Genomic DNA, 26,393 nt, shown 5'->3' on the forward strand with positions numbered 1-26,393 from the left:
GATGGCCGTGGACAGGTCGTTCGCCGACTCCAGCAGCGAGATGCCCGAATAGGCCTTCGTCGAGTCCTGCGTCTGCGCGATCAACGGGTTGCTCACCGGCTCAAGTTAGCAGCGGCGATCACCGGCATTACGCCCGAGCTGGGGCGTTGCCTGTTCGGACACAGATTCTGGGCAGAGTGCGCACATCGTCCGGAACCCGCCGGAACGGGTGAACCGTTCCGGAGTGGCGGTCAGCTCGCCGCGACCAGCTCGCCCTGCTCGTCCTCGTCCTCGGCCGCGGCCTGGCGGGCGTAGCGGCGGGCCATGGCGGCACACACGATCAGCTGAATCTGGTGGAACAGCATCAGCGGCAGCACGATCAAGCCCACCTGCCCGTGGCCGAAGAGCACGGTCGCCATGGGCAAACCACTGGCCAAGCTCTTCTTCGACCCGCAGAACACGATCGTGATGCGGTCGGCGCGGTCGAAGCCGAGCAGCCGCGCACCGACGCTCGTGGTCGTGAGCACGGCGGCGAGCAGCACCACGCACACGCCCAGCAGCACCAGCAGCGGGCCGAACGACAGCTTGTGCCAGATGCCCTCGGTCATGCCCTCGCTGAACGCCGTGTACACGACGAGCAGGATCGAGCCGCGGTCCACGAGCTTCAGCGGCGCCGAGTGCCGGCGCACCCAGCCGCCGATCCAGCGGCGCGCGAGCTGACCGGCCACGAACGGCACGAGCAGCTGCAGCACGATGTCCAGCACCGCCTTGCCGCTCACGCCCGGGCCGTCGGCCGAGAGCAGCAGCGCGACGAGCAGCGGCGTCAGCACGATGCCGAGCAGGTTCGACACCGACGCGCTGCAGATGGCGGCCGCCACATTGCCCTTCGCGATCGACGTGAACGCGATCGAAGACTGCACTGTGGACGGCAGCAGGCACAGGAACAGCACGCCGGTGTAGAGCGGCGAGGTGAGCAGGCCGGGGGAGAGGAACGACGCGGCCAGGCCCAGCAAGGGGAAGAGCACGAATGTGGCGGACAGCACAGTCACGTGCAGTCGCCAGTGTTTGAGGCCGTCGAGCGCTTCCTGGCTCGAAAGCCGTGCGCCGTAGAGGAAGAACAGCAGACCCACCGCGACGTTGGCAGCGACGCCGAAGCCGGTGGCGGTGCCACCCGACGCGGGCAGGAGCGACGCGACGCCCACCGTCAGCAGGATTGCGGCGATGAACGGGTCGATCCTCAGCTTGGCCAGCAGCGCGGAAACGGGGCGGGTCAGCGGGGCGAGCACGGTCGTCATGGAACTCCTTTCCCACCCGATTCTCCGGTGCGGCACGGTCATTCGGAACCCCGATCACCGTACTCACTGTCATTGTGGGCGCCGATAAGATGTGACGCATGCTGGATTCGCGCCTGTGCCGCTCCTTCCTCGCGGTGGCCGAAACCCGCAGCTTCACCGCGGCGGCCCGGCGGCTGGGTGTGGGCCAGCCCACAGTGAGCCAGCACATCCGGCGCCTCGAAAGGGAAGCGGGCGGGTTGCTGTTCCAACGCGACACCCACGCCGTGGACCTCACGGCCCGCGGACAGGCGATGCTCGGCTTCGCCCAGACCATTGTGGACACCGAGGACCGCGCGGCCCGTCACTTCCGCGGCACCCAGGTGCGCGGCCGCGTGCGCTTCGGCGTGTCCGAGGACTTCGTGCTCGACGAGGTGCCCGAGATCCTCCGCCGGCTGCGCCGCAGCCACCCGCTCGTGGACGTCGAGCTCCACGTCGAACTGTCCGATGTGCTCGCTCGCCGCCTCGACGAGGGCCGCCTCGACCTCGTCCTCGGCAAACGCCGCCCCGGCGCGCCCGGCCCCGGCCGCGTCCTGCGCCGCGAACCACTCGTGTGGATCGGCTCGACGGCCACGGTGCTGGAGGCCGGTCAACCCGTGCCGCTCGTGCAGTACCCCATGCCGTCGGTCACGCGTCAGCTCGCGGTCGAAGCCCTCGAACGCGCGGGCCTCGAATGGCGCGCCGCGTGCCTCACCTCGAGCCTCACCGGCCTGCGCGCCGCCGCAGCCGCCGGCCTCGGCATCACCGTGCACGCCCGCAGCCTCGTCCCCGACGGCCTCCTGGCCCTCCCCGCCCACCTCGGCCTGCCCGACCCGGGCGAGGTCGAGTTCATGATCCTGCTGCGCGACTCCCAGGAAGGCCCGGCGGCCGCGCTGGCGGACTTCGTGGTGGCGAAGCTCGGGGTGGACGTGGACGATTCAGCCGACCGCGCCGGCCCCTGACTCGCCATGGGCGGGCTCCCCCACGGGGCCGGTCCGGCGACAGGTCACTCCTGCCCGCCGGACAGCAGCGTGCGCAGCCGCAGCAACGCCCGATGCTGCGAAACCCGCACCGCACCCGGAGACGAGCCCACGGCCTCGGCCGTCTCCTCCGCCGTGAGCCCGACGACCACGCGCAGCAGGACGATCTCCCGTTGCCGGCCGGGCAGCACGTCCAGCAGGCGCGCCAGCCGGGTCGTGAGCTCCGTGCGCAGGGCGTGCTGTTCGGGGCCGTCGGCGTCGTCGGTGCGGTCGGGGAGGTCGGCGACCGGGTCGGTGCGGTTGCGGGCGGCGGCGCGGTGGGCGTCGGCGACCTTGTGCTGCGCGATGCCGTACACGAAGGCCAGGAACGGCCGCCCCTGGTCGCGGTAGGTCGGCAGGGCGGCGAGCAGGGCGGCGCACACCTCCTGGGCCACGTCGTCGGCGGAGGCGTACGCCCGGTCGGGGCCACCGAGGCGGGCGCGGCAGTACCGCACTATCAGGGGTCGCACGGTCTCCAGCAGGTGCGCGGCGGCCCGCCGATCGCCTGCCGTGGCGGCGGCGACGGGGCCGTCGAGGTGGTGCCAGTGGTCGGGGAACCGGGGCGCGGGGCGGTCTTTCACGTGGCGCAGGGCGGTCTCGACGTCGAGGCCGCGGCGCAGCGCCCCGGTGAGCGTGGCATCGGCTTCCAGCAAGACCGTCACGAGCAGGTCCTCCACATCCGACAGCGCTTCCGGCAGCTCTCGTGCCAGTGCACCCGACAGGTCGGGCAACGCGGACACCCGGCGGTGAAGCCGCTCCCGGGCGTGGCGCAGGTTCGAGCGCACCGTGCTGGCCGGCATACCCAGCGCCGTCCCGATCTCGGTCGGGGTGAACCCGTCGAGCGACCAGGCCAGCACGGTGCGCTGCGTGTCCGGCAGCGTCGCGAGCAGCTCGACCCCCAGGGCGTTCCGCTCGACCAGCGCGGTCAGGTCGTCGTCCGCCGGGACTTCGTCGACGGCGACGAGCGGCGCGGCGAACCGCTGCACGGTGAGGCGCAGGCGGGCGCGCGGCGCGTCCGGCGGTGCCCACGTCTGCGCCTCGGTCAGCAAAGCCTCCGCGGCCGCCTCCCGGGCCACCGCGGGATCGAGGCCCAGCTTGCAGCCGAACGCCACCAGGGCCGGGAACTCGGCGCGGAAGAACCTGTCGAACTCGTCCACGCGCACCTCCCGCTCGATCGCTCCGCCGAAGGGACAGGTGCGGTGAGTGAGCCGCCAGGTGTAACGATTCGGTTTCGACGCGAGGTGTAGAACGTGATCTCGTGGGTATGCACTCGGGACAACAAAAAAGTTCAGTGTGACCTGGGCCCAAACCCCTGGGAACAACCGCCGTTGGTGGTAAGTTTGAACTTCGGTCGTCCGCGAGCCGCCCTCATGGGTGTGGCCCGGGTCGGCCGGAAGCCCACCGAGTGTCACCCGAGCTGTACAGCTCCTTGTGAGTTGTGCTGCGCCGTGTGCGCCCGGAGAAGTCGGTTGACCGAGAAAAGACAATGTTCGACAGGAGGTGAAACGCAACAATGGAACTCACGAGCACTGGCTGGCTGTCCCGCGCGGCCTGCATGGACGAGGACCCGGAATTGTTCTTCCCGATTTCGGACGTCGGCCCGGGAGCCCGCCAGGTCGAGCAGGCCAAGGCGGTCTGCGCGCGCTGCCCGGTTCGCGAAGCTTGCCTTTCCTACGCGCTGGACAACGGCCTGGACAACGGCATCTTCGGGGGAACCACCGAGCTGGAGCGCCGCAAGCTGGTCCGCACCCGCGTCGGCGCCGAGAGGCATCGAGCCGCCTGACCGCGTGCCGGTGGCCATTCCCGGCGGCGAAGGCGAGACTTTTCCGGAATTCCCCACGGGGTCCGGCTTGTGCCCGGGCGGTGACCTGATCCAGGTCACCGCCCGGGCCTTTTGCTCAGCCCATCCACACGAGTGTCTCGGGTAATCCGTACGGTTCGAACGAAGGCGTTTCGAACGCGGCCATTGCCGTGACCAATCCGTTCTCGACCGTCAGCACCGTCACGCCGAAGCGGCGGAACACGCTCTCGCCGCGCCGGCACACCCACGTCGCCACCGCGGGTTGCCGATTGGCACGCACGGCGACCATCCGGAACCGCCCCGTGAAATACGGTGACTCCGGGTCCATGCTCGTGCGCAGCGCGGCGGCGATCCGCTCGCGGCTGTCGAACCACAACGCGTACGGCGGCATCACGGCCCGTGCGTCCTCGGCCAGCAGTTCCGCCACGGCGTTCGGGTCGCCGGCTTCGTACGCGGCGACCAGCCGGCGCAGCAGCGCGGACTCCTCGGCCGTGGTGGTGCCCGACGCGGCCCAGTCGGCCCGACGGGCCGGCAACCGTTTGCGCAGGGTTTCGCGAGCGCGCTGCACCGCGCTGTTCGCCGACGCCACCGAGGTCTCCAACGCCGCCGCCGTGTCCCGGGCCGGCCAGCCGAGCACGTCGCGCAGCACGAGCGCGGCGCGCTGGCGGGGCGGCAGGTGCTGGATGGCGGCCAGGAACGCGAGCTCGATCGTCTCCCGCTCGACGACCGTGGCGCCGGGGTCGTCCGGTGCCGTGGGTTGGAGCAGATCATCGGGGATCGGGCCGAGCCACGGCACGTCGAGCGCCGCCGGCACGCCGCCGGGATCGGCGGCCGCGCCCAGCTCGTCGGGCAGGGCGCGCCGGGGGCGCCGGGCCAGCGCGTCGAGGCAGACGTTGGTGGCGATGCGGTAGAGCCACGTCCGCACGCTCGCCCGGCCCTCGAACCCGGCCCGCCCCTTCCAGGCCCGCAGGAACGCCTCCTGCGTGAGGTCCTCGGCTTCCTCGAACGAACCGCTCATCCGGTAGCAGTGCACCCGGATCTCCCGGCGGTGCCGTTCGAGGAGCGTGCCGAAGTCGTCCACGCGGAGCACGGTAGCTCAGGCGGCTTCCTCCGCGAGGCGCTCGAGACCGCTCTGGGTCTTCAGCGGCAGGTGCTTGAGGAACGCCACGGCCACCACCACGAGCAGCGCGATCGGCGCGGCGATGAGGAACAGGTCGCTGGTCGCGGTGCCGTAGGCCTCGCGGATCACGTTCGCGACGGGCGCGGGCAGGTCGGCGAGGTTCGGCACCTTCTCGCTGCCGCCGTCGCTCGTGCCCGGCATCGGGCCGAGGCCCTCGGTGATGAGCGCCGTGACCCGGTTGGCGAGCACCGCGCCGAGCGCGCTGACGCCGATCGAGCCGCCGAGACTGCGGAAGAACGACAGCGTCGAGGTCGCCGCGCCGAGATCGGTGGCGGGCACGTCGTTCTGCGTCACCAGCACCAGGTTCTGCATCAGCATGCCGACGCCGACCCCCAGCACGAGCATGAACAGGCTCAGCTCCAGCACGCTCGTGTGCGCGTCGATGAGGCCCAGCAGCCCCAGCCCGGCGGTCAGCAGCACCCCACCGAGGACCAGATGGCCCTTCCAGCGTCCGGTGCGGCTGATCAGCTGGCCCGATACGGTCGAGGACACGAGCAGGCCGAAGATCATCGGCAGGCTCATCAGCCCCGCGACCGTCGGCGACTTGCCGAGGGAGAGCTGGAAGTACTGCGACAGGAACACCGTGCCGCCGAACATCGCGACACCCACGAAGAAGCTCGCGACCGTGGTCAGTGAAACAGTGCGGTTGCGGAACAAGCGCAGCGGGATGATCGGCTCGCGCACCTTCGTCTCCACGAACACCGCGAGCGCCAGCACCACGGCCCCGGCCGGCACGAGCACCGCGGTCTGCCACGAACCCCAGGCGAACGACGAGCCGGCCAGCGACGACCACACCAGCAGCGTCGAGACGCCGAGCATGATCAGGAACGCCCCGAGCCAGTCCACGTGCGCCTCACGCCGGATCGTCGGCAGCTTCAGCGTGCGCTGCAGCAACAGGATCGCGGCGACCGCGAACGGCACACCGAGGAAGAAGCACCACCGCCAGCCGAGCCACGAGGTGTCCACGAGCACACCGCCGATCAGCGGCCCGGCCACAGTGCCCACGGCGAACACGGCGCCGAAGATCCCGGAGAACTTCCCGAGCTCCCGCGGCGAAACGATCGCCGCCATGATCACCTGCGCCAGCGCCGTGAGGCCACCACCGCCGATGCCCTGCGCGACGCGGCTCACGATGAGCAGCTCGATGTTCGGCGCGAAACCCGCCACGAGTGAGCCCACCACGAACAGCCCGAGTGACAGCTGGATCAGCAGCTTCTTGTTGTAGAGGTCGGAAAGCTTGCCCCACAACGGAACCGTGGCCGTCATCGCCAGCAGCTCCGTGGTCACCACCCACGTGTAGGACGCCTGCGAGCCCCCGAGCTCGGACACGATCCGCGGCAGCGCGTTGGCCACCACGGTGGAGGCGAGGATGGCGACGAAGATGCCCATCATCAGCCCCGACATCGCCTGCAGCACCTGCTGCCGGCTCATCGCCCCCGAGGCGGCGGGCGCCTCGGTTTCGGACACGGTCATGTACGGATCCCCTCGGAAAGTGGGTGGGGTGGGATTTTCAGTGCGGGTCGGTGAACCCGGCGGCCAGCGTGGCCACCGCCTCGTCGACCAGGTCCAGCAGCGGACGCGAACCCCCGAGGTCGCGCCACAGCATCAGGGAGGCGTTGAGCGCGCTGCCGAAGGCCGAAAGCAGCAGCGACGGGTACAGGTCCTTCGCCCGGTCGGTGCCGGTGCGCTTCGCGAGGGCGGCGACGATCGGCTCGACGACGTCGGAGTTGAGCGACATGGCGCGCAGCGTCAGCCCCGGGTTCTCCTTGATGATCCGGATGCGGGTGAGCCACTCGTCGCGGTTCTCGCCGATCTCCGCCAGGTCCTCGCGCACACTGGCGAGCAGTGCCTCGAGCGCGCTCATCGAGGGCGGTTGCGCGGTGAGCCGCTCGACCATCCGCAGGCCGCGTTCGACGTGGTCGGCGTGCGAGATCACCACCGAGTCCTCTTTGGACGCGAAGTAGTTGAAGAAGGTGCGCGCCGAGACTCCGGCTTCGGCGGCGATGTCCTCCACTGTCACGTGGTCCAGACCATGTTCGCCGACGAGCCGCACCGCGGCGGTCGTCAGAGTGCGGTGGGTTTCGAGCTTCTTGCGCTCGCGCAGCCCGGGGGTGGACACGGGGACGAGCGTAACGCGAATCTTGCACGATCTGCAAAGTTGCAGTTTGTGAAACAGAACACCTCGGGCACGTCCGGGAGCGGGCTGGCAGACTGCCGCGCGTGAGCGGAACGGTGCTGGTGCTGGGTGGACGCAGTGAAATCGGGACGGCGGTCGCGCAGCGGCTGGCCGCGGGTGGGGCCAAGCGGTTCGTGCTGGCCGCGCGGCCGGGCGCGGACCTGGGGGAGCAGGTCGCGACGCTGCGCGCGGCCGGGGCCGAGGTGGTCGAGACCGCAGGGTTCGACGCCGACGACCTGGCGTCGCACCGTCCGTTGCTCGACCGCGTGGTGGCCGAGCACGGGCCGCTCGAAGTCGTCGTGCTGGCCTTCGGCATCCTCGGCGACCAGGCACGCGCGGAGAGCGACGCCGAGCACGCGGCCGCGATCGTGCACACCGACTACGTCGCCCAGGTCGCCGTGCTCACCCACACGGCCGAGCTGCTGCGGGCGCAGGGCTCGGGCAGCCTCGTGGTGTTCTCCTCCGTCGCCGGCGTGCGGGTGCGGCGCGCCAACTACGTCTACGGCTCGGCGAAGGCCGGGCTCGACGGCTTCGCCTGCGGGCTGGCCGACGCCCTGCACGGCACCGGCGTGCACCTGCTGCTCGTGCGCCCCGGGTTCGTGATCGGCCGGATGACCAAGGGCATGTCCCCGGCGCCGTTCTCGAGCACGCCCGACCAAGTGGCCGACGCGACGGTCGCGGCCCTGCGACGACAGCGCGCGGTCGTCTGGGTGCCGGGAGTACTCCGTCCGGTCTTCGCGGTGCTGCGCCTGCTGCCGCGCGCGGTGTGGCGGCGGATGCCGCGCTGAGTGCGGCGACCGGACTCCTCGTGTCGGATGCGCCACACGGTGTTGCGGAACTCCGTGGCACAGCTCACTTTTGGCGCAGCGGGGGTCGGCCGAACGGGCATCATCACATCTTTGCGACACGATTCTCAGGCAATTCCCAGCTAACGCGGTGATCCTCGAAGGCGGGCCCGCGTCGGGCCGCTTCAGGGGAAGCAAGGGGATTCTGTCGTGCTGCTCTCGTCCCGGGGTCGCAAGATCAGCGGCCGCGTCGTGCTGGGGGTGGTGTCGACGCTGGTGCTGGGTGCCACCGGGTACGCGTGGTCACAGCTGCACCGGCTCGACACCGGCATCGTCACGGCCGACGTGATCCCGCCCGCCGCCCAGGTGCCCGAGACACCGACCGGACAACCGCTGCAGATCGCGCAGAACATCCTCCTCGTCGGACTCGACTCGCGCACCGACGCCAACGGGAACCCGTTGCCACAGAACGTGCTCGACTCGTTGCACGCCGGCAGCGGCGACGACGGCGGCAGCACCACCGACACGATGATCGTGGTGCACGTGCCCGCCGGCGGCGCGGCCGCGACGGCGATCTCCATCCCGCGTGACTCCTATGTGGACGTCCCGGGATACGGGAAGCACAAGATCAACTCGGCCTACAGCCGCGCGCGGGCCTCGGCCCGTTCCCACCTGTCGAGCCAGGGCCTGGCCGGCCCGCAGCTCGAGGTCGCCGCCGACGCCGAGGGTGCGAAGTCCGCGATCGCCACCGTCGAGAAGCTCACCGGGCTCACGATCAACCACTACGCGGCGGTGAACCTCGCCGGGTTCGCGGCGCTGAGCCAGGCCGTCGGCGGCGTGCAGGTGTGCCTGAACAACCCGGTGCACGACTCCTTCTCGGGCGCGAACTTCCCGGCCGGCCCGCAGACGCTGTCGGGCGCGCAGGCACTGGCGTTCGTGCGGCAGCGCCACGGTCTGCCGGGCGGCGACCTCGACCGCATCGCGCGCCAGCAGGCGTTCCTGGCCGGCATGGCGAAGAACGTGCTCGGCGCGGGCACGCTCACCAGCCCGGACGAGCTCTCGGCGCTCGTCGACGCGCTGCAGGGGGCGGTCGTGCTCGACAAGGGCTGGGACGTGCTGAGCTTCGCGCAGCAACTGCACGGCATCAGCTCCGGCTCCATCGGGTTCGTCACGATCCCGGTGCAAAGCCTGTCGCTGGCCACGCCGTCCGACGGCGACGCGGTGAAGGTCGACCCGCAGCAGGTCAAGACGTTCGTGCAGGACCAGCTGAGCTCGTCGTCGGTGTCGGCGTCCGGCCGCGCCGGCGCCACGGACACGCCCACGACGCCGGGCAGCCACGGCGGCGTGAAGCCGATCGCCGTGACGAAGTCCGCGAACCCACCGTCGGACACGTCGTCGAACCCGCCGTCGGGCGCCGGCACGCCGCAACAGCCGGTGGCGACGAACGCCACCGGCTGCGTGAACTGAACCGCCGCGTCGATCACCTGAGACGCGTCACACGAACGCGCTCTGCCCCGTGATCGCCTTGCCCACGATCAGCGTGTTCATCTCGCGGGTGCCCTCGAAGGAGTAGATGGCCTCCGCGTCGGCGAAGAACCGCGCGATGTCGTGGTCGAGCACGATGCCGTTGCCGCCGAAGATCTCCCGGCCCCAGGCCACGACCTCCCGCATCCGCGAGGTGACGAACGCCTTGGCGAGCGACGAGTGCTCGTCCTTGAAGATCCCCGCGTCCTGCAGGCGGGCCAGCTGCACCAGCATGCCCCAGCTCGCGGTGATGTTGCCGAGGCTCTTCACCAGCAGGTCCTGCACCAGCTGGAACCGCGCGATCGGGCGGCCGAACTGCTTGCGCTCCTTCGCGTAGTCCAGCGCGAGCTCGTAAGCGCCGATCATCACGCCCAGCGACTGCCACGCGACTCCGCCGCGGGTGGCGCGCAGGACCTCGGCGACGTCACGGAAGGAGTTGATGCCCTGCAGGCGGTTCGACTCCGGCACGCGCACGTCGGTGAGGGTGATCTCGGCGTTCTCGACGATGTGGAACGCGATCTTGTTCTCGATCTTCACCGGCGAGAAGCCCGGCGTGCCCTTCTGGACGACGAAGCCCTTCACGTTGTTGTCGTCGATGTCGCGCGCCCACACCACGACGTAGTCGGCGAAGGTGGCGTTGCCGATCCAGCGCTTGGCGCCGTTGAGGATCCAGGTGTCACCCACACGCTGCGCGGTGGTGCGCATGCCACCGGCCACATCGGACCCGCCGAGCGGTTCGGTCATCGCGAACGCGCCGATCTTGTCCATCGCGGCCATCTCGGGAAGCCAGCGGTCGCGCTGTTGCTGGCTGCCGCCGGAGTGGATGGAGTACATCGCGAGTCCGTTGTGGACACCGAAGAAGGTGGCGACCGACGCGTCGGTGCGGCTCATCTCCATGGCCATCATGCCGGTGAGCAGGTGGCTGGTGGCGGCGCGGTGCTCGCCGTAGCCCTCGTACGGCAGGCCCGCGAGGCCGCTTTCGCGGAACTTCGCGATGAGCTCCTTCGGGAACGTGCCGGCGGCCCAGTTCTCGTTCACCAGCGGCTTGACCTCTTCGCGCATGAACGAGCGCGCCTTGAGCAGCAGCTTGCGCTCGTCGTCGCTGAGCAGGGCTTCGTAGTCGTAGAAGTCGGCGACGAGCTGGTCGTCAAGGGTCGTGCTCATGTCAGTTCTCCTCCTTGCCGACACTGTCCAATGCGGACAGAACCGCGAGCTGCTTGCGGTCGCGCGCCTCGGCGAGTTGCGAGTACGTGGAGGAGCCGTAAGCCTTTTCGACGGCTTCGACGAGCCGTTCGGTTTCTTCCGGGGTCTGCGCGGGCTGCCCGAGGGTCGCCCACATCTTCTTCATCGACGGGCCGAGGTGCTCGGCCATGTGGCGGTAGCCGCCGGGGCCGCCGCCCAGGTGCGAGCCGAGGAACGGCCCGACCGTCGCCCAGCGGATGCCGAGCGAGCTGGTCATCACCTTGTCGAGGTCTTCCGGCGTGACGACACCCTGCTCGACGAGGTAGATCGCCTCGCGGCTGAGCGCGTTCTGCAGGCGGTTGCCGACGAAGCCGGGGATCTCCTTGCGCTCCACCACGGGCACGCGCCCGAGCAGGGTGTAGAAGTCCACGGTCGCCTGGGTGGCGTCCTCGGAGGTGCGTTCGCCGGGCACGACCTCCACGAGCGGGATGAGATGCGGCGGATTGAACGGGTGACCGATGAGGACGCGGCTCGCGTCGGCCAGTTCGCCGGTGAACGCGGTCGAGGGGATCGCCGACGAGGAGCTCAGCAGCAGCGCGTGCTTCGGTGCGGCTTCGACGAGCGTGGCGAACAGGTCTTTTTTGAACTCGACGCTCTCCGGGCCGTTCTCCTGCACCACATCGGCGTCGCGGACGGCTTCTTCGACACTGTCGGCGAGCTGCACGCGGCCGGCCGGCCCGGTGACGTCGAGGCCTTGCGCGGCGAGGTGCGGGGTGAACTCGGCCAGCGCCGCGGCGACCGCGTCGGCCAGGTCGGGGCGCGGGTCGGTGACCTTCACGGTGAGGCCGTGGCCGGCGAACAACGCGGTCCACGACAGGCCGATGGTGCCCGCGCCGATCACGGCGGCCGTTTTGACGTCACTGCGGAACTCGGTGGTGCTCATGGTCAAGCTCCCTTGAGGTAGTCGTGGACCGGCGTGACGGGCGCCAGCGTGAGGTCGGTGAGGATGTGGCTGGCGGACACGACCTCGCGCACCGGCAGGTCGGCCAGCGGTGCCAGCACGTGCTCGAACAGCTGCAGCCGCGCGGGGCCGGTCCAGGCCTCCTTCACGATCACGTCGGTGATCTCGGTGCGCACGAGCTCCATCACGCGGGGCGCGCCGTCGTAGCCGGGGACGATCTTGAGCATGAACGTCGGCACGGTGATCTGCGCCTCGGCGGCCACCGCGTCAAGGGTGAAGTGCTTGTAGCCCATGGTCGCGGTGGCCACGCGCAGTGTGCCGTGGTCGAGCGTGCCGACCAGGGCGCCGTTGTCGACATAGAGGTTCGGCGCCCCGATGGTCTTCGGGTAGGCGCTGACCTCGCGGCCCGACGCGGTGGCCGCGAAGTTGTCGAGGTACATCGCGTGCAGGTACTCGCCGCGTTCGCCGTCGAAGGTGACCGGGACGGCCTGGCCGGACTCGGTGTAGGGGCCGTAGCCGCTCACGTCGCCCATCTTCATGACCTCGAAGCGCACCAGCGGCTCTTCGATCTCGAGCGGCTCCGGCACCACGGCGCGCAGGGCCTCGGGGTCGGTGCGGTAGACGATGTTGAGGTACTCGCGGTTGGTGAAGCGCGGCACCATCGGGGCGAACGCGGGGTTCACGAGCGGCGTGGTCACGTGCCGCCGGACGTCTTCTTGCTTCATGGTCGTCACCGTCCAGTCCACTGGGGCGCGCGGCGCTCGGCGAAGGCGGTCATGCCCTCGCGGACGTCGGCGGAAGTCATCAAGTGCTTCAGTTCTTCGCGCTGAGCGCCGAACGCTTCGGGCTCAGGCACCCCGTCGGCGGCGCGCACGATCTTCTTCACGGCGGCCAGCGCGAGCGGCGCGTTGCCCGTGATCAGCTCGGCCAGCTGCAGCGCGACGGCGGTGGCCTCACCGGCCGGGACCACGCGGTTGGCCAGGCCCAGTTCACCCGCTTTCACTCCGGTGATGGGCTCGCCGGTGGGCAGCAGCTCCATCGCGAGGTGGTGCGGCAGCCGCTTCGGCAGGCGGATCACCCCGCCGCCGGCGGCGACGAGGCCGCGCTTGACCTCGGGCAGCCCGAACCTCGCATCTTCCGCGGCCACGATCAGGTCACAGCCCAGGGCGAACTCGAACCCGCCGCCCATGGCCCAGCCTTCGACGGCGGCGATCAGCGGCTTCGTCAGCGCGGCTTCGGTCAGCCCGCCGAACCCGCGGCCCGGGATCTCCGGGCTCTCGCCGGCCAGCGCGGCCTTGAGGTCCATGCCGGCGCTGAAGGTGCCTTCGGCGCCCGTGAGCACGCCGGCCCGCAGGGTCGGGTCGCTCTCCAGGGTGTCCAGCGCGTCCGCCAGCCCGGCCGCGGCGGCCGCGTTCACGGCGTTGCGCGCCTGCGGGCGGTCGATCGTGATCAGCAAGGTGGTGCCGATCCGTTCGGCGCGCACTTCGGTGCTCATGACGTCACTTCTTCTCTTGCTACGGGGTTTCAGCGGGCGGCCAGCTCGGCCAGCACCTCGGCGGTGTCCTGGCCGGCGACCGGCGCCGGGCGGCGGATCGAGCCGGGGGTGGCCGAGAAGCGCACCGGGATGCCGACCGTGCGGATGGTGCCCTCGGTCGGGTGCTCGACGGTGTCGAGCAGGTGGCCTTCGCGCACGTACTCGTCTTCGTGGGCGCGGTCGAGCTCCAGGACCGGCGCGAACGGGATGCTGTGCTTCGCGCAGACCTCGGCCCATTCGACGGTGGTGAGCGCGGGGGCGCATTCGTCGATGAGCTCGGCGAGGGCGTCGACGTCGGCGTTGTCGATCGCCTCGCCGTTCACCCGCGGGTCCTCGACCAGGTCGGCGCGGCCGGCGGCGGCGAAGAAGTCGCGGAAGTTCTGCGGGTTGTAGGGGATCACGCAGGCCAGTCCGTCCTTGGTCGGCGCCGCGCGGTGGCCCTGCGACATCGACAGCGGGAAGCCCGTGGGGCCTTGCGCCGGCTCGAACACGTGCCCGGCGAGGTGCTCGACCAGGTTGAACGCGATGAGCGTGTCGGTCATCGGGATCTCGATCCGCTGGCCCTCGCCGGTGCGGTCGCGGTGGTGCAGTGCGGCGAGCACGGTGTAGACGATCGTGAGCGAGGAAACCTTGTCGCCCAGGATGGTCGGCAGGTACACGGGCTTGCCGATCGCGCGGTTGGCGATGTCGACGAGGCCGGAGGCGGCCTGCACGGTCTCGTCGTAGGCAGCGTTGCCCGCGCGGTCGGAGTCGCTGCGGAAACCCTGCGCGTGGGCGTAGATCAGGCCCGGGTTGCGGCTCGCGACCTCGGCGTAGTCCAGGCCGAGCCGCGCCAGCGCGCCGGGGCGCATGTTGGTGATCAGCACGTCGGCGGTGCCGATCAGCGCCAGCGCCTGCTCGCGCTCGCCGGCGTCCTTGAGGTTCAGGGCGACGCTGCGCTTGTTGCGGTTCACGTTGAGGTTGAGCGGGGTCATCCCCGGCCTGGTGCGGTACCGGCCCACGCGGACGGTGTCGGCGGGGGACTCGATCTTGATCACGTCGGCGCCCAGGTCACCGAGGATCTGCGCCGCGTACGGGCCCATCACCACGGTCGAGAGGTCGATCACGCGCACCCCGTCCAGCGGTCCGGTGGCGGTGTTCTGCTCGTCCATCTTCGATCCTTTCGCACCTGCTGTTGTTGCTCTGCCACCGAAGTTAGGAGCGCAGGTGGGGAAAGGGAATGATCATGTCGATCGGAATGGTGTGACCGCAGCGATCACACCATTCTCGGGGCGTTTCAGCTGCTCAGCGGTTCGCTGAAGATCTCGCGCGCGGCGGCCACGAGTGCGGCCAGGTCGCCGCTGTCGCCCCGGTCACGCCGCCAGATCAGGTTCGTCTCCAGCTCAGGCTGGAAATCCGTGAAGGGGAGCACAGCCACGTTCTCGAGCCGGTAGAGGTGCATCGGGCTGGCCTCGTCGAGCATGGAAATCGAAAACGCGAGCCCGGAAGAAATGATCTCCGAGACGCCCGAATAGCCGGTGTTCGACAGTTTGAACCGCTTCTTGATGCCCAGGGCCATCAATTGGTGGTCGAGCTGTTCGAAATAGGCGGGGGTCGAATCCTCGGGCGAGGCGAGGTAGGCGAACCCGGCCAGCTCGGCGAGGCTCACCGACTCGCGGCCGGTGAACTGGTCGGCGGGCACGACGGCACCGAGCCGTTCGGACATCGCCGGCAGTGCCTCGAGCGCCGGGTCGGTCACGGGCATGCGTGCCAGGGTGAGGGCGAGGCGCCCGTCGAGCACGGCGTCGACGAGGTCGGGGCTCGCGCCCGGCCAGCGTTTCAGCTCGAACCTCCCGCGCACGCGCTCGGTCAGCGCCGTCACGCGGTCGCGCAGGTCCGGGTGCACGCCCGCGGGCATGCCGAGGAACACCGTGCTGCGCTGGGGGCTCGTCGCCTCGCGCAGCCGCCAGGGGATCGAGTTGACCTGCTCCAGCACGTCGCGGGCGATCGGCAGCAAGGCCGTGCCCGCCGGGGTGAGCGTGACGTGGTGGGTGCTGCGGTCGAACAGCTGCTGCCCGAGCTCGTGCTCGAGGTCCTTGATGCGCTGGCTCAACGGCGACGCGGCCATGTGCAGCTTCCGCGCGGCCGCCGAGAAGTTCAGCTCTTCGGCGACGGCCACGAAGTAGCGCAGGTGCAGCATTTCCACAGGCCTCAGCCTAGCCAGTTCCCGGCCGGCGGGCGCTGCCACGACGGGTCATGCGCGGCGGAGGGTTCGTTGCCGGGATCGTCTGTTGTGGACAGTGCTGCCCCGTCGACCGGCACGACTGGGAGATCATGGACGCGACGGTGCCGAGAGGGGAAGCGTGATCGTGAACGTGGCGCCGCCTTCGGGCGCTGGGCCCGCGGTGAGCGCGCCGCCCATGCGCGTGACCAGGCCGTGGACCAGCGCAAGGCCGATGCCGGAGCCGACGGGGCGGCGGTCGCGGTAGCGCTTGTTCAGCACGCCGCGCTCGAAGGCCACCGCGTAGTCCTCGGGTGCGAGGCCGGGGCCGCCGTCGCGGACGGCGAGGTGCGCGTGTCCGTCCGCCACGACCAGGGAGAACACCATGGGCGCGCCGGCCGGGGTCACGCGCAGGGCGTTCTCGGCGAGGCCGTCGACCACCTGCTGCAGGCGGCGCACATCGGCGGTCACGGGCACCGGCTCGGCGGGGGCGTCGGAGTACAGCGGCACGTTCTCGCGTTCGCAGCGCAGCTGCCACACCTGAGCGCGGTCGCGCACGAGCGCGGCCAGGTCGAGCGTCGCGAGGTCGAGGCGGAACTCGTCGGCGCCGAGACGCGCGAGTTCGAGCAGGTCGCTGACCAGGCGTTCGAGCCGCTGCGCCTCGCGGTGGATCGTCTCGCCCGCCCGGCGCGCCTCGGGTCCCTCGGCGACGCCGTCGGCCACGGCCTCGGCGAAGCCGGTCACGGCGGTGAGCGGGGTGCGCAACTCGTGGGACACCGACAGCAGGAACTCGCGCTGACGGGCCTCGCTGTGGGCCAGCGCGTCGGCCAGCTCGTTGAGCGAGCCGGCGACCTCGGCGACCTCGACGGGCCCTTCCACCGGCACCCGCACGTCGCGCCGGCCCGTGCGCAGGCTCACCGCCGCGGCTGCCGCCCTGCGCAACGGCCGGCCGAGCAGCCGCCCGGACACGGACCCGGCCACGGCGGCCACCAGCAGGCCGATCCCGAGTGCCAGCGCGATGTTGCGCACCAGCGCGCGTTGCGTCGCCTCGCCGCTGCGCGCGGGCTGGACCAGCGCGAACGCGGCCGCGCGCGGGCCGACCGCGCGGATCTCCACGAGGTACTGCTGGCCGTCCACGGTCACCCGGTCCGACTGGTTCCGCCCCGACGCCAGCCCGGCCCGCTCGGCCACGCGTGTGGAGGTGGCGTCACCGATGTCCTGGCCCCCCGCGCGCCGCACGACCACGGCGATGCCCTGGCCCCGCACCACGTCGGCGACCTTGCCCACACCGAGGCGGTTGCCGATGCCGGTGTCGTCGAGCTGGGTCGCGACCACGTCGGCCTGCGCCTTGAGCGACTGCTGCAGCACGGAGTCGGCGGTCGTGCGCACGAGCCGGGTCGCCACCAGCCCGGACACGATCACCGCGATGCCCGCCACCGCCAGGCACACGACCGTGGTGCGCAGCGCGAGCGTGCCCCTCATCCGGCGTCCGCCGCGTAGCCGATGCCGCGGACCGTCCTGATCGGACTGTGCTCGCCGAGTTTGGCGCGCAGCTGGGCCACGTGCACGTCGACCGTGCGCGTGCCCGCGGCGGCCGCGTAACCCCACACCGCGCTCAGCAGCTGGTCGCGCGAGAGCACGCGGCCGGGGTGGCGCACGAGGTGGGTGAGCAGGTCGAACTCGGTCGACGTCAGCGTGATCTCCCGGTCTCCGGCCCACGCCCGGCGGCTCGTCACGTCCACCCGCGCGCCCCCGCACTCGAACGTCTCCGCGGCCGGCGTGCCCCCGGACGTGCGCCGCAGCACGGTCCGCACCCGCGCGGCCAGCTCCCGCGGGCTGAAGGGTTTCGTGAGGTAGTCGTCGGCGCCGATCTCGAGGCCGAGCAGCCGGTCCAGCTCGTCGTCGCGCGCGGTGACGAACAGAACCGGCGTCCAGTCGCCCGCCGCGCGCAACGCCTTGCAGATCTCGATGCCGTCCATTCCGGACAGTCCGATGTCGAGCACCACGGCCACCGGCTTCAGCCGCCGCACCGCCGCGAGCGCCGCCGCGCCGTCGGGCTCCACGTGCACACCGAACCCGTCGCGGCGCAGGTACAGCGCCGCGAGCTCGGCGATCGCGGCCTCGTCCTCCACGACCAGGACGAGACCACGGCCGGCTGACCCCATGCGGGCTCCCGTTCTTCCTGTGCCCCTCCGTCGCAGCAGAGGCTACGCGGCTCAGGGGGAGCCGTCGCCCGCCATGTCGGAGTCGATGCTGTCGAGGGTGGACTGGATGCCGTTCAGTTCGCTGGTGGCCGCCGAGCCCCCGCCGGACGGCGCGGCCGAGTCGCCGCCGTTGCAGGCGGTGCACCCGAGCGCCAGGAGTGCGGCCGCCCCGGCCGCGGCCGCGAGCCGGGCGGCCCTCACTTCGTGCCCGCGGGCTTGCAGTGCGCGGCGGCGAACGCGTTGAGCTTGTTCGTCGCGTCGCCGAGCTGGCTGATGCGGCCCTGGCGCTTGTCGGCGCGCTTCTGGAGGCGGTCGGCGGCCGCGGTGTGGCCCTTGGCCTTCTGGTCGGCCGCGCGGGCCTTGAGGTTGGCGACGGAGCCCGCGACCTCGGCGCCGCCGTTGATGCGGTCGGCGAGGTTCTTCGCGCGCTTCTGCAGCTTGGGCACCCAGTCGCCGCAGACCTGCTGCGACTCTTCCGGGCTGAGCGTGATCGGGGCGACCGCGGCGGACGACGGCGGGGGCGTGGTGGTGTCCGCGACGGCCAGCGGCGTCACGACCAGCAGCCCGGCCGCGACCCCGCCGCCCGCCAGCGCCAGCCGCCGGGTCCACGTAGTAGCTCGCATCGTTCGTTCTCCCTCTCGTGACCGGTGGTTTCCGAGGTGTACTTTCCCGGCCCGGTGTACGAGGGGTGTGGGGCGAATGTTCGAGCTTCGTAAAGCCGCAGCCGTCTAAGCCCTAACCCTGACCGAGCCGGTGCAGCACGGCGGCCGCCAGCGCGGTGCGTTCCAGCATCCCCTCGACGCTGATGTGCTCGTGGCGCGCGTGCGCCCCGTCGCCCACCGCGCCGAAGCCGTCGAGCACCGGGTGACCCAACGCGGCCACGAAGTTGCCGTCGCTGGCGCCGCCGACGGAGCATTCGCGCAGGGTCACGCCCAGCTCGGCGGCCAAGTCGCGCGCCAGGGAGTACAGCTCCACGATGGCGTCCGAGCGTTCCATCACCGGCCGGTTCCACCCGCCCTCGACGGTCACGGTCGCTCGCGGGTCGTGCGCCGTGATGGCCGCGACGCCGGCGTCGATGCGGGCGGCTTCGGCGGCACTCGACACCCGCACGTCGATCTCACCGCGCGCCGACCCGGCGATCACGTTCTGCCTGCTGCCGCCGGAGATCACGCCGACGTTCACGGTGGTGCCCGCCGAAAGGTCGGTCAGCGCGTGCAGCGCGAGAATTGAGCGGGCCAGCTCGTCGATCGCGCTCGCGCCCTTCGTCGGGTCGAGCCCGGCGTGGGACTCCACCCCGGTCGCGTGCACCTGGAACAGGCCCACGCCCTTGCGCGAGGTCTTCACGGCACCGTCGGCGCTGGCCTCGAACACCAGCGTGGCCCGGGTGCCCGCGGCCGCTTCCTCGATCACCGGGCGCGACGCGGGGCTGCCGAGCTCCTCGTCGCCGTTGAGGACCAGCCGCACGGCCGGGCGCGGCAGGCCGGCCGCGTCGAGCGCCCGCAGCGCCCACACGGCGTGGACCAGGCCCGACTTCATGTCGAAGATCCCGGGTCCGGTCGCGCGGTCGCCCTCGACCGTGAACGGCCACCCGGCGAGCGTGCCCAGCGGCCACACCGTGTCGTAGTGGCAGAGCAGCAGCACGGGCCGCTCGCCCGCGCCCGGGTAGTCGTAGACCTTGATGTCGCCGTGCCGGCCGCCGTCGAAGTCGCGCACCGCCGCCGGCTCGCCGAGGCGCGAGCGCAGCCAGCCGTCCACCCAGGACAGTCCGCGGGCGAGGCTTTCCTTGTCGTCGCTGGGCGTCTCGATGCCGACGTACTCGGCGAGGTCGGCGAGCAGGTCGTCGCGGTGTGCGCGCACCCACTCGTGCAGCTCCCGGATCCCGGTCACAGGTGTGCCTCCAGTTCGGTGAGGTGGTCCTCGGACATCGGTGCGCCGGCCTCGACGTCGCCCAGGCGCTTGAGCACGGCCTTCAGCAGCGGGAGCCCGATGCCCAGCTCGGCGGCCTCGTCGAGCACCGGTGCGTAGTGGTGGAAGACCTCGACGGGGCGGTGGCGCACGGCGATGTCGCGCCAGATCCCGCTGCGGTCCTTCGGCATCGTGCGCAGCCAGGCCACCAGCCGGTCGGTCGCCGCTTCCCGCCCGGCCGCGCCCGGCAGGTACGCGGCGGGGTCGAACTCGTCGAAGGGCTCCAGCACGCGCGAACCGGCCGCGGCGAACACCTCGGCCGCGAGCGCGTGCATCAACGGCCGGTGCCGGTCGATGAGGTCGGCCATCGGCGCGTCGGCCAGCGCCGTGGTGGTGAGCATCGCGCCGAAGCCGAGCTTGGCCCACAGGTAGCCCTCGACGTTCGCGGTCGCCACGGCCGGCCCCCAGGCCTGCAGATCGGCCACGACCTCCTCGACACGCTCGCTGATCCGGCCGTCCGGCTCACCGACGACCAGCGCGCCCGCCCCGCCGTCGCGCACCACACCGGGCTCGGCGACGTCGGCGAAGAGGTTCACGAAGGCCCCCACCGTCCGCCGCGCGCCGACGAACGACGCGATCAGCTGCTCGTTCAGCCCGTTCTGCAGCGAAACGACGAACCCGTCGGACGCCAGCCGCGGCTCGAGCCACTGCAGGGCGTTCTCCGTGGCCTGCGCCTTCACCGCGAGCAGGACGCGGCCCAGCTCCGGCGGCGCGTCGCCCGGCAAGAACGCGGGCAGGTCCACGCGCTCCTCGCCCCCGGGTCGCACCAGCGTCAGTCCGCGTTCGGTGATCGCGGCGACGTGGGCCGGGTCGGCGTCGACGATCACCACCGGGTGCCCGGCTTTGGCGAGGTGGAAGGCGATCGTGCCGCCGATCGCGCCGCCGCCCACCACCGTGTAAGCGCGGCGCTCAGCCATGCGCGGTCACTCCCTTTTGGACTTCCGTTTCCCCGGACCAGTGCAGTGGCAGCCCCGCGGCGCCGGCGGTCGACCCGCCGTCGACGCGCAGCACCGTGCCGGTGATCCACCCGGCTTCCGGGCCGGCGAGCCAGAACACGGCGTCGGCGATCTCACCCGGCGCGCCGCGGCGCCCGAGCGGGTTCACCGACACCGCGGCGGCGTAGGCCTCCGTCACGGGGTTCGCTTCGCTGTCGACCGTCACGAACCCCGGGCTCACGGCGTTGACGCGGATGCCGTGCGGTCCGAGTTCGACGGCGCAGGCCTTCGTCGCCATCTCCAGCGCGGCCTTCGACGTGGCGTAGTGCGCGGCGCCGGGCCGCGCGCGGGTGGCGGCACCGGAGGAGATGTTCACGACCGTGCCGGTGGTGCCGGCCGCCACGTGCCGGCGGCCGAACGCGACCGTGGTGAGCACGGCCGCGCGCACGTTCACGTCCTGCACGTGGTCCCACCGCTCGGCCGTGAGGTCGAGCAGCCGGGTGGCGGGGTAGATGCCGGCGGCGTTGACCAGCACGTCGACCGGCCCGGCCGCGTCGACCAGCCCTTCGGCGAACGCGGCGTCGGCGAGATCGCCGGGCAGCTCGGTCACGGGCACGCCGTGGTCGGCGCGCAGCCGGGAAGCCACTGTGGACAGTTCGCCCGCGCGCAGGTCCGCGCACGCCAGCCGGTCTCCTGCGGCGGCGAAACGGGCCGCGATCGCGGCCCCGATCCCGCCCGCGGCACCGGTCACGAGCACCGTACGCATCTAGAGCTGTTTTCCCTTCGTCTCGGGCATCGTGAGGTACACCGCCACGCCGATCAGCGCGGCGACGGCGACGTAGATCCACACGAGATCACCGTGGTGGTTGGCGTTGAGCCAGGTCGTGACGTACGGGGCGGTGCCGCCGAACACGGCGACGGCCAGCGCGTAGGGCAGGCCGATGCCGGTCGTGCGCACCTCGGGCGGGAACTGTTCGGCCATGATCACCGCGCAGTTGGCGGAGTAGCCGACGATCAGCACGAGCCCGATGAGTTCGATCACGAACACGCTCCAGAACCCGTTCGCCAGGAAGTGGAACGCGGGCCAGGCGAAGACCACGAACCCGGCGGCGAACGCGGTCATCGTGGGTTTGCGGCCGAAGCGGTCGGACAGCAGGCCGCCGAAGGGCAGCAGGCAGATGAACACGAGCATCGCCAGCGTGTTGGCCAGCAGCGCTGTCTTGAGCGGGATGCCGGTGGCCAGGTGCGCGTACGCCGGCATGTAGCTGACCCACACGTAGTAGATGAGCGTGCCCGCGATCGTCACACCGGCCACGCGCAGCGCGGCACCCGGGTGGTCGCGGACCATGGCCACGACCGGGTTGCGCCGGGGCTTCGCCGCCGATTGGGCGCTGAGCTTGCCGAACGCCTCCGTCTCGTGCACCGACCGGCGCAGCCACAGCCCGACCAGCCCCAGCAGCCCGGCGACGCCGAACGCGAGCCGCCAGCCCCAGCCGTGCAGGTCGGCGTCCGACAGCGTCGAGTTGAGGATCGTGCCCAGCAGGGCCGCGATGAGCGAGCCCGCGCCGACCGACACCTGCTGCCACGACCCGGCGAACGCCCGGCGCCCGGTGGCGGCCGACTCGATCAGGAACGCCGACGACGACCCGAACTCGCCGCCCGCCGAGAAGCCCTGCACGAGCCGGGCGAGCAGCAGCACGATCGGCGCGCCCACGCCGATCTGGGTGTAGGTGGGGCAGACCGCGATCACGATCGACGCGCCCGCCATCAGCGAGATGGTGAGCGTGAGGCCCTTCTTGCGGCCGCGGCGGTCGGCGTACGCGCCGAGCACCGCGCCGCCGATGGGGCGCATCACGAAACCGACGGCGAACACGGCCAAAGTGGACAGCAGAGCCGCGGTTTCGTTGCCCCCGGCGAAGAACTGACCGGCGAAGATGGGGGAGAAGGTGGCGTAGACGGCCCAGTCGACCCATTCGACGGTGTTGCCGATGGAGCCCGCGACGATCGCCTTGCGCTGCTGCGGGTTCAGCCGGTGGGCCGCCTGGGGCAGGTCCGAAGTGGACGCCGTCGTCATGGTTTCATCCCTTCTGCGGCGAGGACGTGGTCGACGACCTGGGCGTGGGTGGCGAACCACACGCCGTCGTGGCCGCTGATGTGCTCCAGCAGCTCGGTGAGGATCGCGACGCGTGAGCGGTGGCCGATGATGTGCGGGTGCATGGTGAGCTGGAACAGCCCGCCTTCGGCGTAGGCGGCGTCGAACTCGTCGCGCCAGATCTCCAGCACCCCGCGCGGCGGGGTGTAGGGGCGCAGGGAGGCGAAGCGGTCCATCATGAAGTACGGCGCGTCGTCGCGGATCCACTCCACGGGCAGCTCGACGATGCCGGTGGGCTCGCCGTTCTCGAGCAGCTCGTAGCAGTCGTCGTCGGCCATCAGCGAGGAGTCGTACCTCAGGCCGAGCTCGCGCGTGATGGCCAGCGTGGCGGCGGAGAAGTCCCACGACGGCGTGCGGATGCCGACCGGGCGGGTGCCGGTGAGCCGTTCGAGCACGTCGGCGGCGCGGAAGGCGAGATCGCGTTCCTCGGCCTCGGCCAGCGCGGTGTTGCGTTCGTGGATCCAGCCGTGCAGGGCGACCTCGTGGCCGGCGTCCACATAGGACTTCACTTCGCCGTCGTGCAGCAGGGCGGAGACGGCGGGCACGAAGAAGGACGCCGGGGCGCTGAAGCGGTCCAGCAGCCTGAGCAGGCGCGGCACGCCCACGCGGGCGCCGTACTCACCCTGGGCGAGCTTGCCGGGCAGCACTTCGCCGTCGCGCAGGGCGGGTGTTTCGTGGTCGGAATCGAAGGACAGGGCGACCGCGACTTTCGCGCCGCCGGGCCACTGCGCGGGACGCAGCGAGCGGCCCGCGCGGACGTGCTCGACGTGTCCTCGCCACGTCTTCTCGTCCCAGAGCCAGGGTTGTTCGGTCATGCTTCCTCCCGGGTTGCAGTCGCGGCGGGCGTGGGCGACCAAGCGCGTTTGAGGGTGGCGACCTGCAGGGTCACGTCGGCCTCCCGCAGGCCCGGCAAGGCGCCGACGACGTCGGTGGTGTGGCGGTAGAGCTCGCCGTAGTGGCGCAGCACGATCTGGCCGACGAGGTTGAAGCGGCCGGTCGTCGCGCTCAGGTACTTCGTGCCGGGGTGCGCCGCGAGCTGCTGCCCGGCACGGTCGAGCTCGGCCGGGGTGACCGAGAGCCAGAGCATGAACTCCAGCGCGTAGCCGAACATCGCGGGTTCGGCGAGCGTGCGGAAGCGCAGGCAGCCGCGGCGCACAAGGGAGTCGACGCGGCGGGCGACGGTGGACTCGCTCGTGCCGGTCTGGCGCGAAACCTCCTTGAACGAGAGGCGACCGTCTTCGCCGAGCGCGGCGCTGATGGCGAGGTCGAGCTCGTCGAGCTGCTCGGGTGGGCGTTCCCAGTGCTGTTCCTCGAAGGGGCGCACGTCGGCGCCGCGCAGCTCGACGGCGGCTTGGGGGCTGAGCTCGCCGGAGTCCCAGTCGTGGTTGGAGGTGAACGTGCGCATCACGGCGAAGGTCTCGGCGTCGCGCACGTTGTCGGCGGCGGGGAAATCGCCCTGGAGGCGGGCGACGTCGCGGTAGGTGGGGAGCACGAACTCGGCCGAGCAGTCGGCGCTGCCCGCGAGCACCGTGGCGTAGCGGACTTCGGGCCGCGCGGCCAGCGCCTCGGCGACGGCGGTCGCGGTGCCCGGCCGGCACCTCAGCCGCGCCAGCACCGGCACGCCGAGGCCGCAGCGCAGCACGTCGACCACGCCGATCACGCGCAGCTGGCCCGATTCCGTGAGCTGGCCGGCGCGGCGGAGCACCGTGGACTCGCTCGTGCCCACGTGCCGCGCGATCGCACCCCACGACGCACGCCCGTTGAGCTGCAACGCGGCGACGATCCGCCGGTCCAGATCGCCGAGTTTGGCTTCGTCGGTCACGGGTGCATCGTGGATGCAGGAAAACGTCAAGTCAAGGGTCAGGTCTGCAAGAAACCGTCGATTTGGAGGGTCAGGAAGCGGTCCATTGCCGCGTCGACGGCTTCGCGGTCACCCGTCGTCACGAGGTCGAGCAGCAGCCCGCGCGCGACGGCGAGGCCGAGCCGGGCCTGCGCCGCACGGTGGTGTTCGGGCACGCCGAGCCGTTCCAGCAGTGCCTCGACAGGGCCCAGCCAGCCCTCGACCACGCCGTCGAGGAACTCCGCGGTGCCGGCTGCGCCGCCGAGGGCTTGACCGTAGAGCTGGAAGAAGAGTTTTTCGTTGTGCCGCAGCGTTTCGTCGGTGAGCCGGCGCCAGAACTCCTTGGCCAGCTGCTGCGGGGGAAGGGCGGGATCGAGGTCGGCGAGCACCGCGCGCTGGCGCCGCTCCACCTCGCGCGCGACGGCCGTGAGCAGGCCTTCCTTCGAGCCGAAGTGGTAGCTGAGCATCCGGTGGCTCGTGCCGAGGGCCGCCGCCAGTGCCCGGAGGCTCAGCGCGGCACCGTTGCGGGCGATGTGCTCGACAGCCGCGTCAAGGAGCTTGTCCCTTGCCTCCGCCATGTACCAGATGGTACATGTACCAGGTGGTACAGGGTCTCGGGAGGCCTCGATGCAACGAATCTCGGTGCGGGCCCACACGCCCGCCGACCCGGCAACGGTCTACGCCCTCCTGCGCGACGGCTCCAGCTGGCCGCGCTGGTCGCCCCTGGGCTCGTTCGAGCTGGCCCGCCCGGGTGTGTCGGAGCGGGAGGGGCTGGGCGCCCTGCGCGTGTTCCGCACCGGCCGCACCCGCTCGTGCGAGGAGGTGATCGCCCTGGAGCCGGACCGCCGCTTCGGTTATGCCCTGCGCAGCGGCCTGCCCCTGCGCGACTACCGCGCCTACGTCGACCTGGCTCCGGTCGACGGCGGCACGGACATCCACTGGCACTCGTCCTTCGAGGGCAAGATCCCGGGCACGGGCTGGTTCTACCGGATGGTGCTGGGGCGCTTCATCGCCCGCGTGGTGGCCGGCCTGGTGGCGGAAACGACACGGGGTTGACCCCTATTCGGGGATGCAGCTGTTCTCGCGGATTGTTACTCTCTACTGGAGAGTGACAAGGAGGCCTTCCGTGCTGGGAAACCCGTACGACCGCGACTGCCCCACCCGCCAGCTCCTCGACCGCATCGGCGACCAATGGACGGTCCTCATCGTCGGCTCCCTGCGCGACGGCCCGCTGCGCTTCACCCAGATCGGCAAGCGCGTCGAGGGCATCTCCCAGAAAGTCCTGACGCAAACCCTCCGCAGCCTCGTCCGCGACGGCATCCTCACGCGCACCGCGTACCCGGTGATCCCGCCTCGGGTGGAATACGAGCTCACCGACCTGGGCCGGGACCTGGCCGAGCCACTGGACATGCTGGCGGGTTGGGCCCGCCACCACATGAAGCAGGTGACGGCCGCCCGGGCGGCCTTCGACGCGGAACACGCACCGGCATCGGTTTGAGGTGCAGGTAGCCGGTCGGCAGCTCTCTGATGCGCGGTACTCGCTCGCTCGCGCCGGCCAGCACTGTCTTCAGCATCCGGTATCGGCCCGGTGCTCCGCGCCTCGGACGCCGGCGATTCGCTGAAAGTGCTGGCCTCGCCCGACGCCG

The 26,393-nt window shown here is 71.3% G+C and carries 28 protein-coding genes and 1 pseudogene; 6 read left to right on the forward strand and 23 right to left on the reverse strand.

What is annotated here, in order from left to right:
• Positions 1-230: 230 nt before the first annotated feature.
• Positions 231-1,274: a bile acid:sodium symporter family protein gene (locus ACWEOE_RS16545; protein ID WP_452009461.1), complete on the reverse strand. Its 1,044-nt coding sequence runs from the start codon at positions 1,272-1,274 to the stop codon at positions 231-233.
• A 98-nt stretch (positions 1,275-1,372) separates the two neighbouring features.
• Here ACWEOE_RS16545 and ACWEOE_RS16550 point away from each other — a divergent pair, with 98 nt between their 5' ends.
• Positions 1,373-2,251: a LysR substrate-binding domain-containing protein gene (locus ACWEOE_RS16550; protein WP_452009464.1), complete on the forward strand. Its 879-nt coding sequence runs from the start codon at positions 1,373-1,375 to the stop codon at positions 2,249-2,251.
• Between the two features lie 44 nt (positions 2,252-2,295).
• Here ACWEOE_RS16550 and ACWEOE_RS16555 read toward each other — a convergent pair whose 3' ends face one another.
• Complete coding sequence (locus tag ACWEOE_RS16555) at positions 2,296-2,889, reverse strand: sigma-70 family RNA polymerase sigma factor (protein WP_452009958.1); 594 nt, start codon at positions 2,887-2,889, stop codon at positions 2,296-2,298.
• Positions 2,890-3,057: 168 nt separating this feature from the next.
• Positions 3,058-3,720 (reverse strand): annotated as a pseudogene (locus ACWEOE_RS16560) (RNA polymerase sigma factor); the annotation flags it as partial.
• Between the two features lie 101 nt (positions 3,721-3,821).
• Here ACWEOE_RS16560 and ACWEOE_RS16565 point away from each other — a divergent pair.
• Complete coding sequence (locus ACWEOE_RS16565) at positions 3,822-4,091, forward strand: WhiB family transcriptional regulator (RefSeq protein ID WP_452009466.1); 270 nt, start codon at positions 3,822-3,824, stop codon at positions 4,089-4,091.
• A gap of 115 nt (positions 4,092-4,206) precedes the next feature.
• Here the strand turns inward: ACWEOE_RS16565 and ACWEOE_RS16570 are convergent, their stop codons facing one another.
• Genes ACWEOE_RS16570 through ACWEOE_RS16580 form a run of 3 tightly spaced genes read right to left on the reverse strand, consistent with a single transcriptional unit; the run spans position 4,207 to position 7,408 of the window.
• A complete protein-coding gene (locus ACWEOE_RS16570; protein WP_452009468.1) occupies positions 4,207-5,190 on the reverse strand; it encodes an RNA polymerase subunit sigma-70 in 984 nt (327 codons plus the stop codon).
• 15 nt (positions 5,191-5,205) lie between these two features.
• Positions 5,206-6,762: an MDR family MFS transporter gene (locus tag ACWEOE_RS16575; RefSeq protein ID WP_452009471.1), complete on the reverse strand. Its 1,557-nt coding sequence runs from the start codon at positions 6,760-6,762 to the stop codon at positions 5,206-5,208.
• A 37-nt stretch (positions 6,763-6,799) separates the two neighbouring features.
• Entirely contained in the window at positions 6,800-7,408 is a 609-nt protein-coding gene (locus ACWEOE_RS16580) for a TetR/AcrR family transcriptional regulator (protein WP_452009474.1), read from the reverse strand.
• A gap of 101 nt (positions 7,409-7,509) precedes the next feature.
• Here ACWEOE_RS16580 and ACWEOE_RS16585 point away from each other — a divergent pair, with 101 nt between their 5' ends.
• Both ACWEOE_RS16585 and ACWEOE_RS16590 read left to right on the forward strand, forming a co-directional pair.
• A complete protein-coding gene (locus tag ACWEOE_RS16585) occupies positions 7,510-8,253 on the forward strand; it encodes an SDR family NAD(P)-dependent oxidoreductase (RefSeq protein WP_452009476.1) in 744 nt (247 codons plus the stop codon).
• Between the two features lie 207 nt (positions 8,254-8,460).
• Positions 8,461-9,717, forward strand: coding sequence for an LCP family protein (locus ACWEOE_RS16590; RefSeq protein ID WP_452009478.1), 1,257 nt, complete (start codon positions 8,461-8,463; stop codon positions 9,715-9,717).
• Between the two features lie 27 nt (positions 9,718-9,744).
• Here the strand turns inward: ACWEOE_RS16590 and ACWEOE_RS16595 are convergent, their stop codons facing one another.
• The 17 genes from ACWEOE_RS16595 to ACWEOE_RS16675 form a co-directional block, all read right to left on the reverse strand.
• Positions 9,745-10,938 (reverse strand): acyl-CoA dehydrogenase family protein, encoded by a 1,194-nt coding sequence (locus tag ACWEOE_RS16595; protein ID WP_452009480.1) that lies wholly within the window; start codon positions 10,936-10,938, stop codon positions 9,745-9,747.
• 1 nt (position 10,939) lies between these two features.
• Positions 10,940-11,899, reverse strand: coding sequence for a 3-hydroxyacyl-CoA dehydrogenase NAD-binding domain-containing protein (locus tag ACWEOE_RS16600; protein ID WP_452009483.1), 960 nt, complete (start codon positions 11,897-11,899; stop codon positions 10,940-10,942).
• Positions 11,900-11,901: 2 nt separating this feature from the next.
• Positions 11,902-12,642, reverse strand: coding sequence for an acetoacetate decarboxylase (locus ACWEOE_RS16605; protein ID WP_452009485.1), 741 nt, complete (start codon positions 12,640-12,642; stop codon positions 11,902-11,904).
• Positions 12,643-12,647: 5 nt separating this feature from the next.
• A complete protein-coding gene (locus ACWEOE_RS16610) occupies positions 12,648-13,412 on the reverse strand; it encodes a crotonase/enoyl-CoA hydratase family protein (protein WP_452009488.1) in 765 nt (254 codons plus the stop codon).
• A 29-nt stretch (positions 13,413-13,441) separates the two neighbouring features.
• Positions 13,442-14,602 (reverse strand): CaiB/BaiF CoA transferase family protein, encoded by a 1,161-nt coding sequence (locus ACWEOE_RS16615; protein WP_452009490.1) that lies wholly within the window; start codon positions 14,600-14,602, stop codon positions 13,442-13,444.
• 125 nt (positions 14,603-14,727) lie between these two features.
• Positions 14,728-15,636, reverse strand: coding sequence for a LysR family transcriptional regulator (locus ACWEOE_RS16620; protein ID WP_452009493.1), 909 nt, complete (start codon positions 15,634-15,636; stop codon positions 14,728-14,730).
• 126 nt (positions 15,637-15,762) lie between these two features.
• Entirely contained in the window at positions 15,763-17,133 is a 1,371-nt protein-coding gene (locus ACWEOE_RS16625) for a sensor histidine kinase (RefSeq protein ID WP_452009496.1), read from the reverse strand.
• Positions 17,130-17,816, reverse strand: a complete 687-nt coding sequence (locus ACWEOE_RS16630; RefSeq protein ID WP_452009499.1) for a winged helix-turn-helix domain-containing protein — start codon at positions 17,814-17,816, stop codon at positions 17,130-17,132. Before ACWEOE_RS16630 ends, ACWEOE_RS16625 begins: the two co-directional genes overlap by 4 nt.
• 51 nt (positions 17,817-17,867) lie before the next feature.
• Positions 17,868-18,056, reverse strand: a complete 189-nt coding sequence (locus ACWEOE_RS16635) for a hypothetical protein (RefSeq protein ID WP_452009502.1) — start codon at positions 18,054-18,056, stop codon at positions 17,868-17,870.
• The gene (locus ACWEOE_RS16640) at positions 18,053-18,478 is read right to left on the reverse strand and encodes a hypothetical protein (RefSeq protein ID WP_452009505.1); all 426 of its coding nucleotides are present in this window, start codon (positions 18,476-18,478) and stop codon (positions 18,053-18,055) included. The genes ACWEOE_RS16635 and ACWEOE_RS16640 overlap by 4 nt, the downstream gene beginning before the upstream one ends.
• A 112-nt stretch (positions 18,479-18,590) precedes the next feature.
• Positions 18,591-19,742: a M20 family metallopeptidase gene (locus tag ACWEOE_RS16645; protein WP_452009508.1), complete on the reverse strand. Its 1,152-nt coding sequence runs from the start codon at positions 19,740-19,742 to the stop codon at positions 18,591-18,593.
• On the reverse strand, positions 19,739-20,737 hold the full coding sequence (locus tag ACWEOE_RS16650; RefSeq protein ID WP_452009511.1) for a ketopantoate reductase family protein: 999 nt from the start codon (positions 20,735-20,737) through the stop codon (positions 19,739-19,741). The genes ACWEOE_RS16645 and ACWEOE_RS16650 overlap by 4 nt, the downstream gene beginning before the upstream one ends.
• On the reverse strand, positions 20,730-21,521 hold the full coding sequence (locus ACWEOE_RS16655; RefSeq protein WP_452009514.1) for an SDR family NAD(P)-dependent oxidoreductase: 792 nt from the start codon (positions 21,519-21,521) through the stop codon (positions 20,730-20,732). The genes ACWEOE_RS16650 and ACWEOE_RS16655 overlap by 8 nt, the downstream gene beginning before the upstream one ends.
• Entirely contained in the window at positions 21,522-22,829 is a 1,308-nt protein-coding gene (locus ACWEOE_RS16660; RefSeq protein ID WP_452009517.1) for an MFS transporter, read from the reverse strand.
• Positions 22,826-23,722, reverse strand: coding sequence for a polysaccharide deacetylase family protein (locus tag ACWEOE_RS16665; protein WP_452009519.1), 897 nt, complete (start codon positions 23,720-23,722; stop codon positions 22,826-22,828). The genes ACWEOE_RS16660 and ACWEOE_RS16665 overlap by 4 nt, the downstream gene beginning before the upstream one ends.
• Entirely contained in the window at positions 23,719-24,729 is a 1,011-nt protein-coding gene (locus ACWEOE_RS16670; protein WP_452009522.1) for an Lrp/AsnC family transcriptional regulator, read from the reverse strand. The genes ACWEOE_RS16665 and ACWEOE_RS16670 overlap by 4 nt, the downstream gene beginning before the upstream one ends.
• Positions 24,730-24,767: 38 nt before the next feature.
• Positions 24,768-25,325, reverse strand: coding sequence for a TetR family transcriptional regulator (locus tag ACWEOE_RS16675; RefSeq protein ID WP_452009524.1), 558 nt, complete (start codon positions 25,323-25,325; stop codon positions 24,768-24,770).
• Positions 25,326-25,374: 49 nt separating this feature from the next.
• On the opposite strand from ACWEOE_RS16675, the gene ACWEOE_RS16680 reads away from it, so the two are divergent.
• Both ACWEOE_RS16680 and ACWEOE_RS16685 read left to right on the forward strand, forming a co-directional pair.
• The gene (locus tag ACWEOE_RS16680) at positions 25,375-25,803 is read left to right on the forward strand and encodes an SRPBCC family protein (protein ID WP_452009527.1); all 429 of its coding nucleotides are present in this window, start codon (positions 25,375-25,377) and stop codon (positions 25,801-25,803) included.
• A 70-nt stretch (positions 25,804-25,873) separates the two neighbouring features.
• Complete coding sequence (locus tag ACWEOE_RS16685; RefSeq protein ID WP_452009529.1) at positions 25,874-26,245, forward strand: winged helix-turn-helix transcriptional regulator; 372 nt, start codon at positions 25,874-25,876, stop codon at positions 26,243-26,245.
• Positions 26,246-26,393 lie beyond the last annotated feature (148 nt).

The organism is Amycolatopsis sp. NPDC004368 (genome assembly GCF_053602515.1).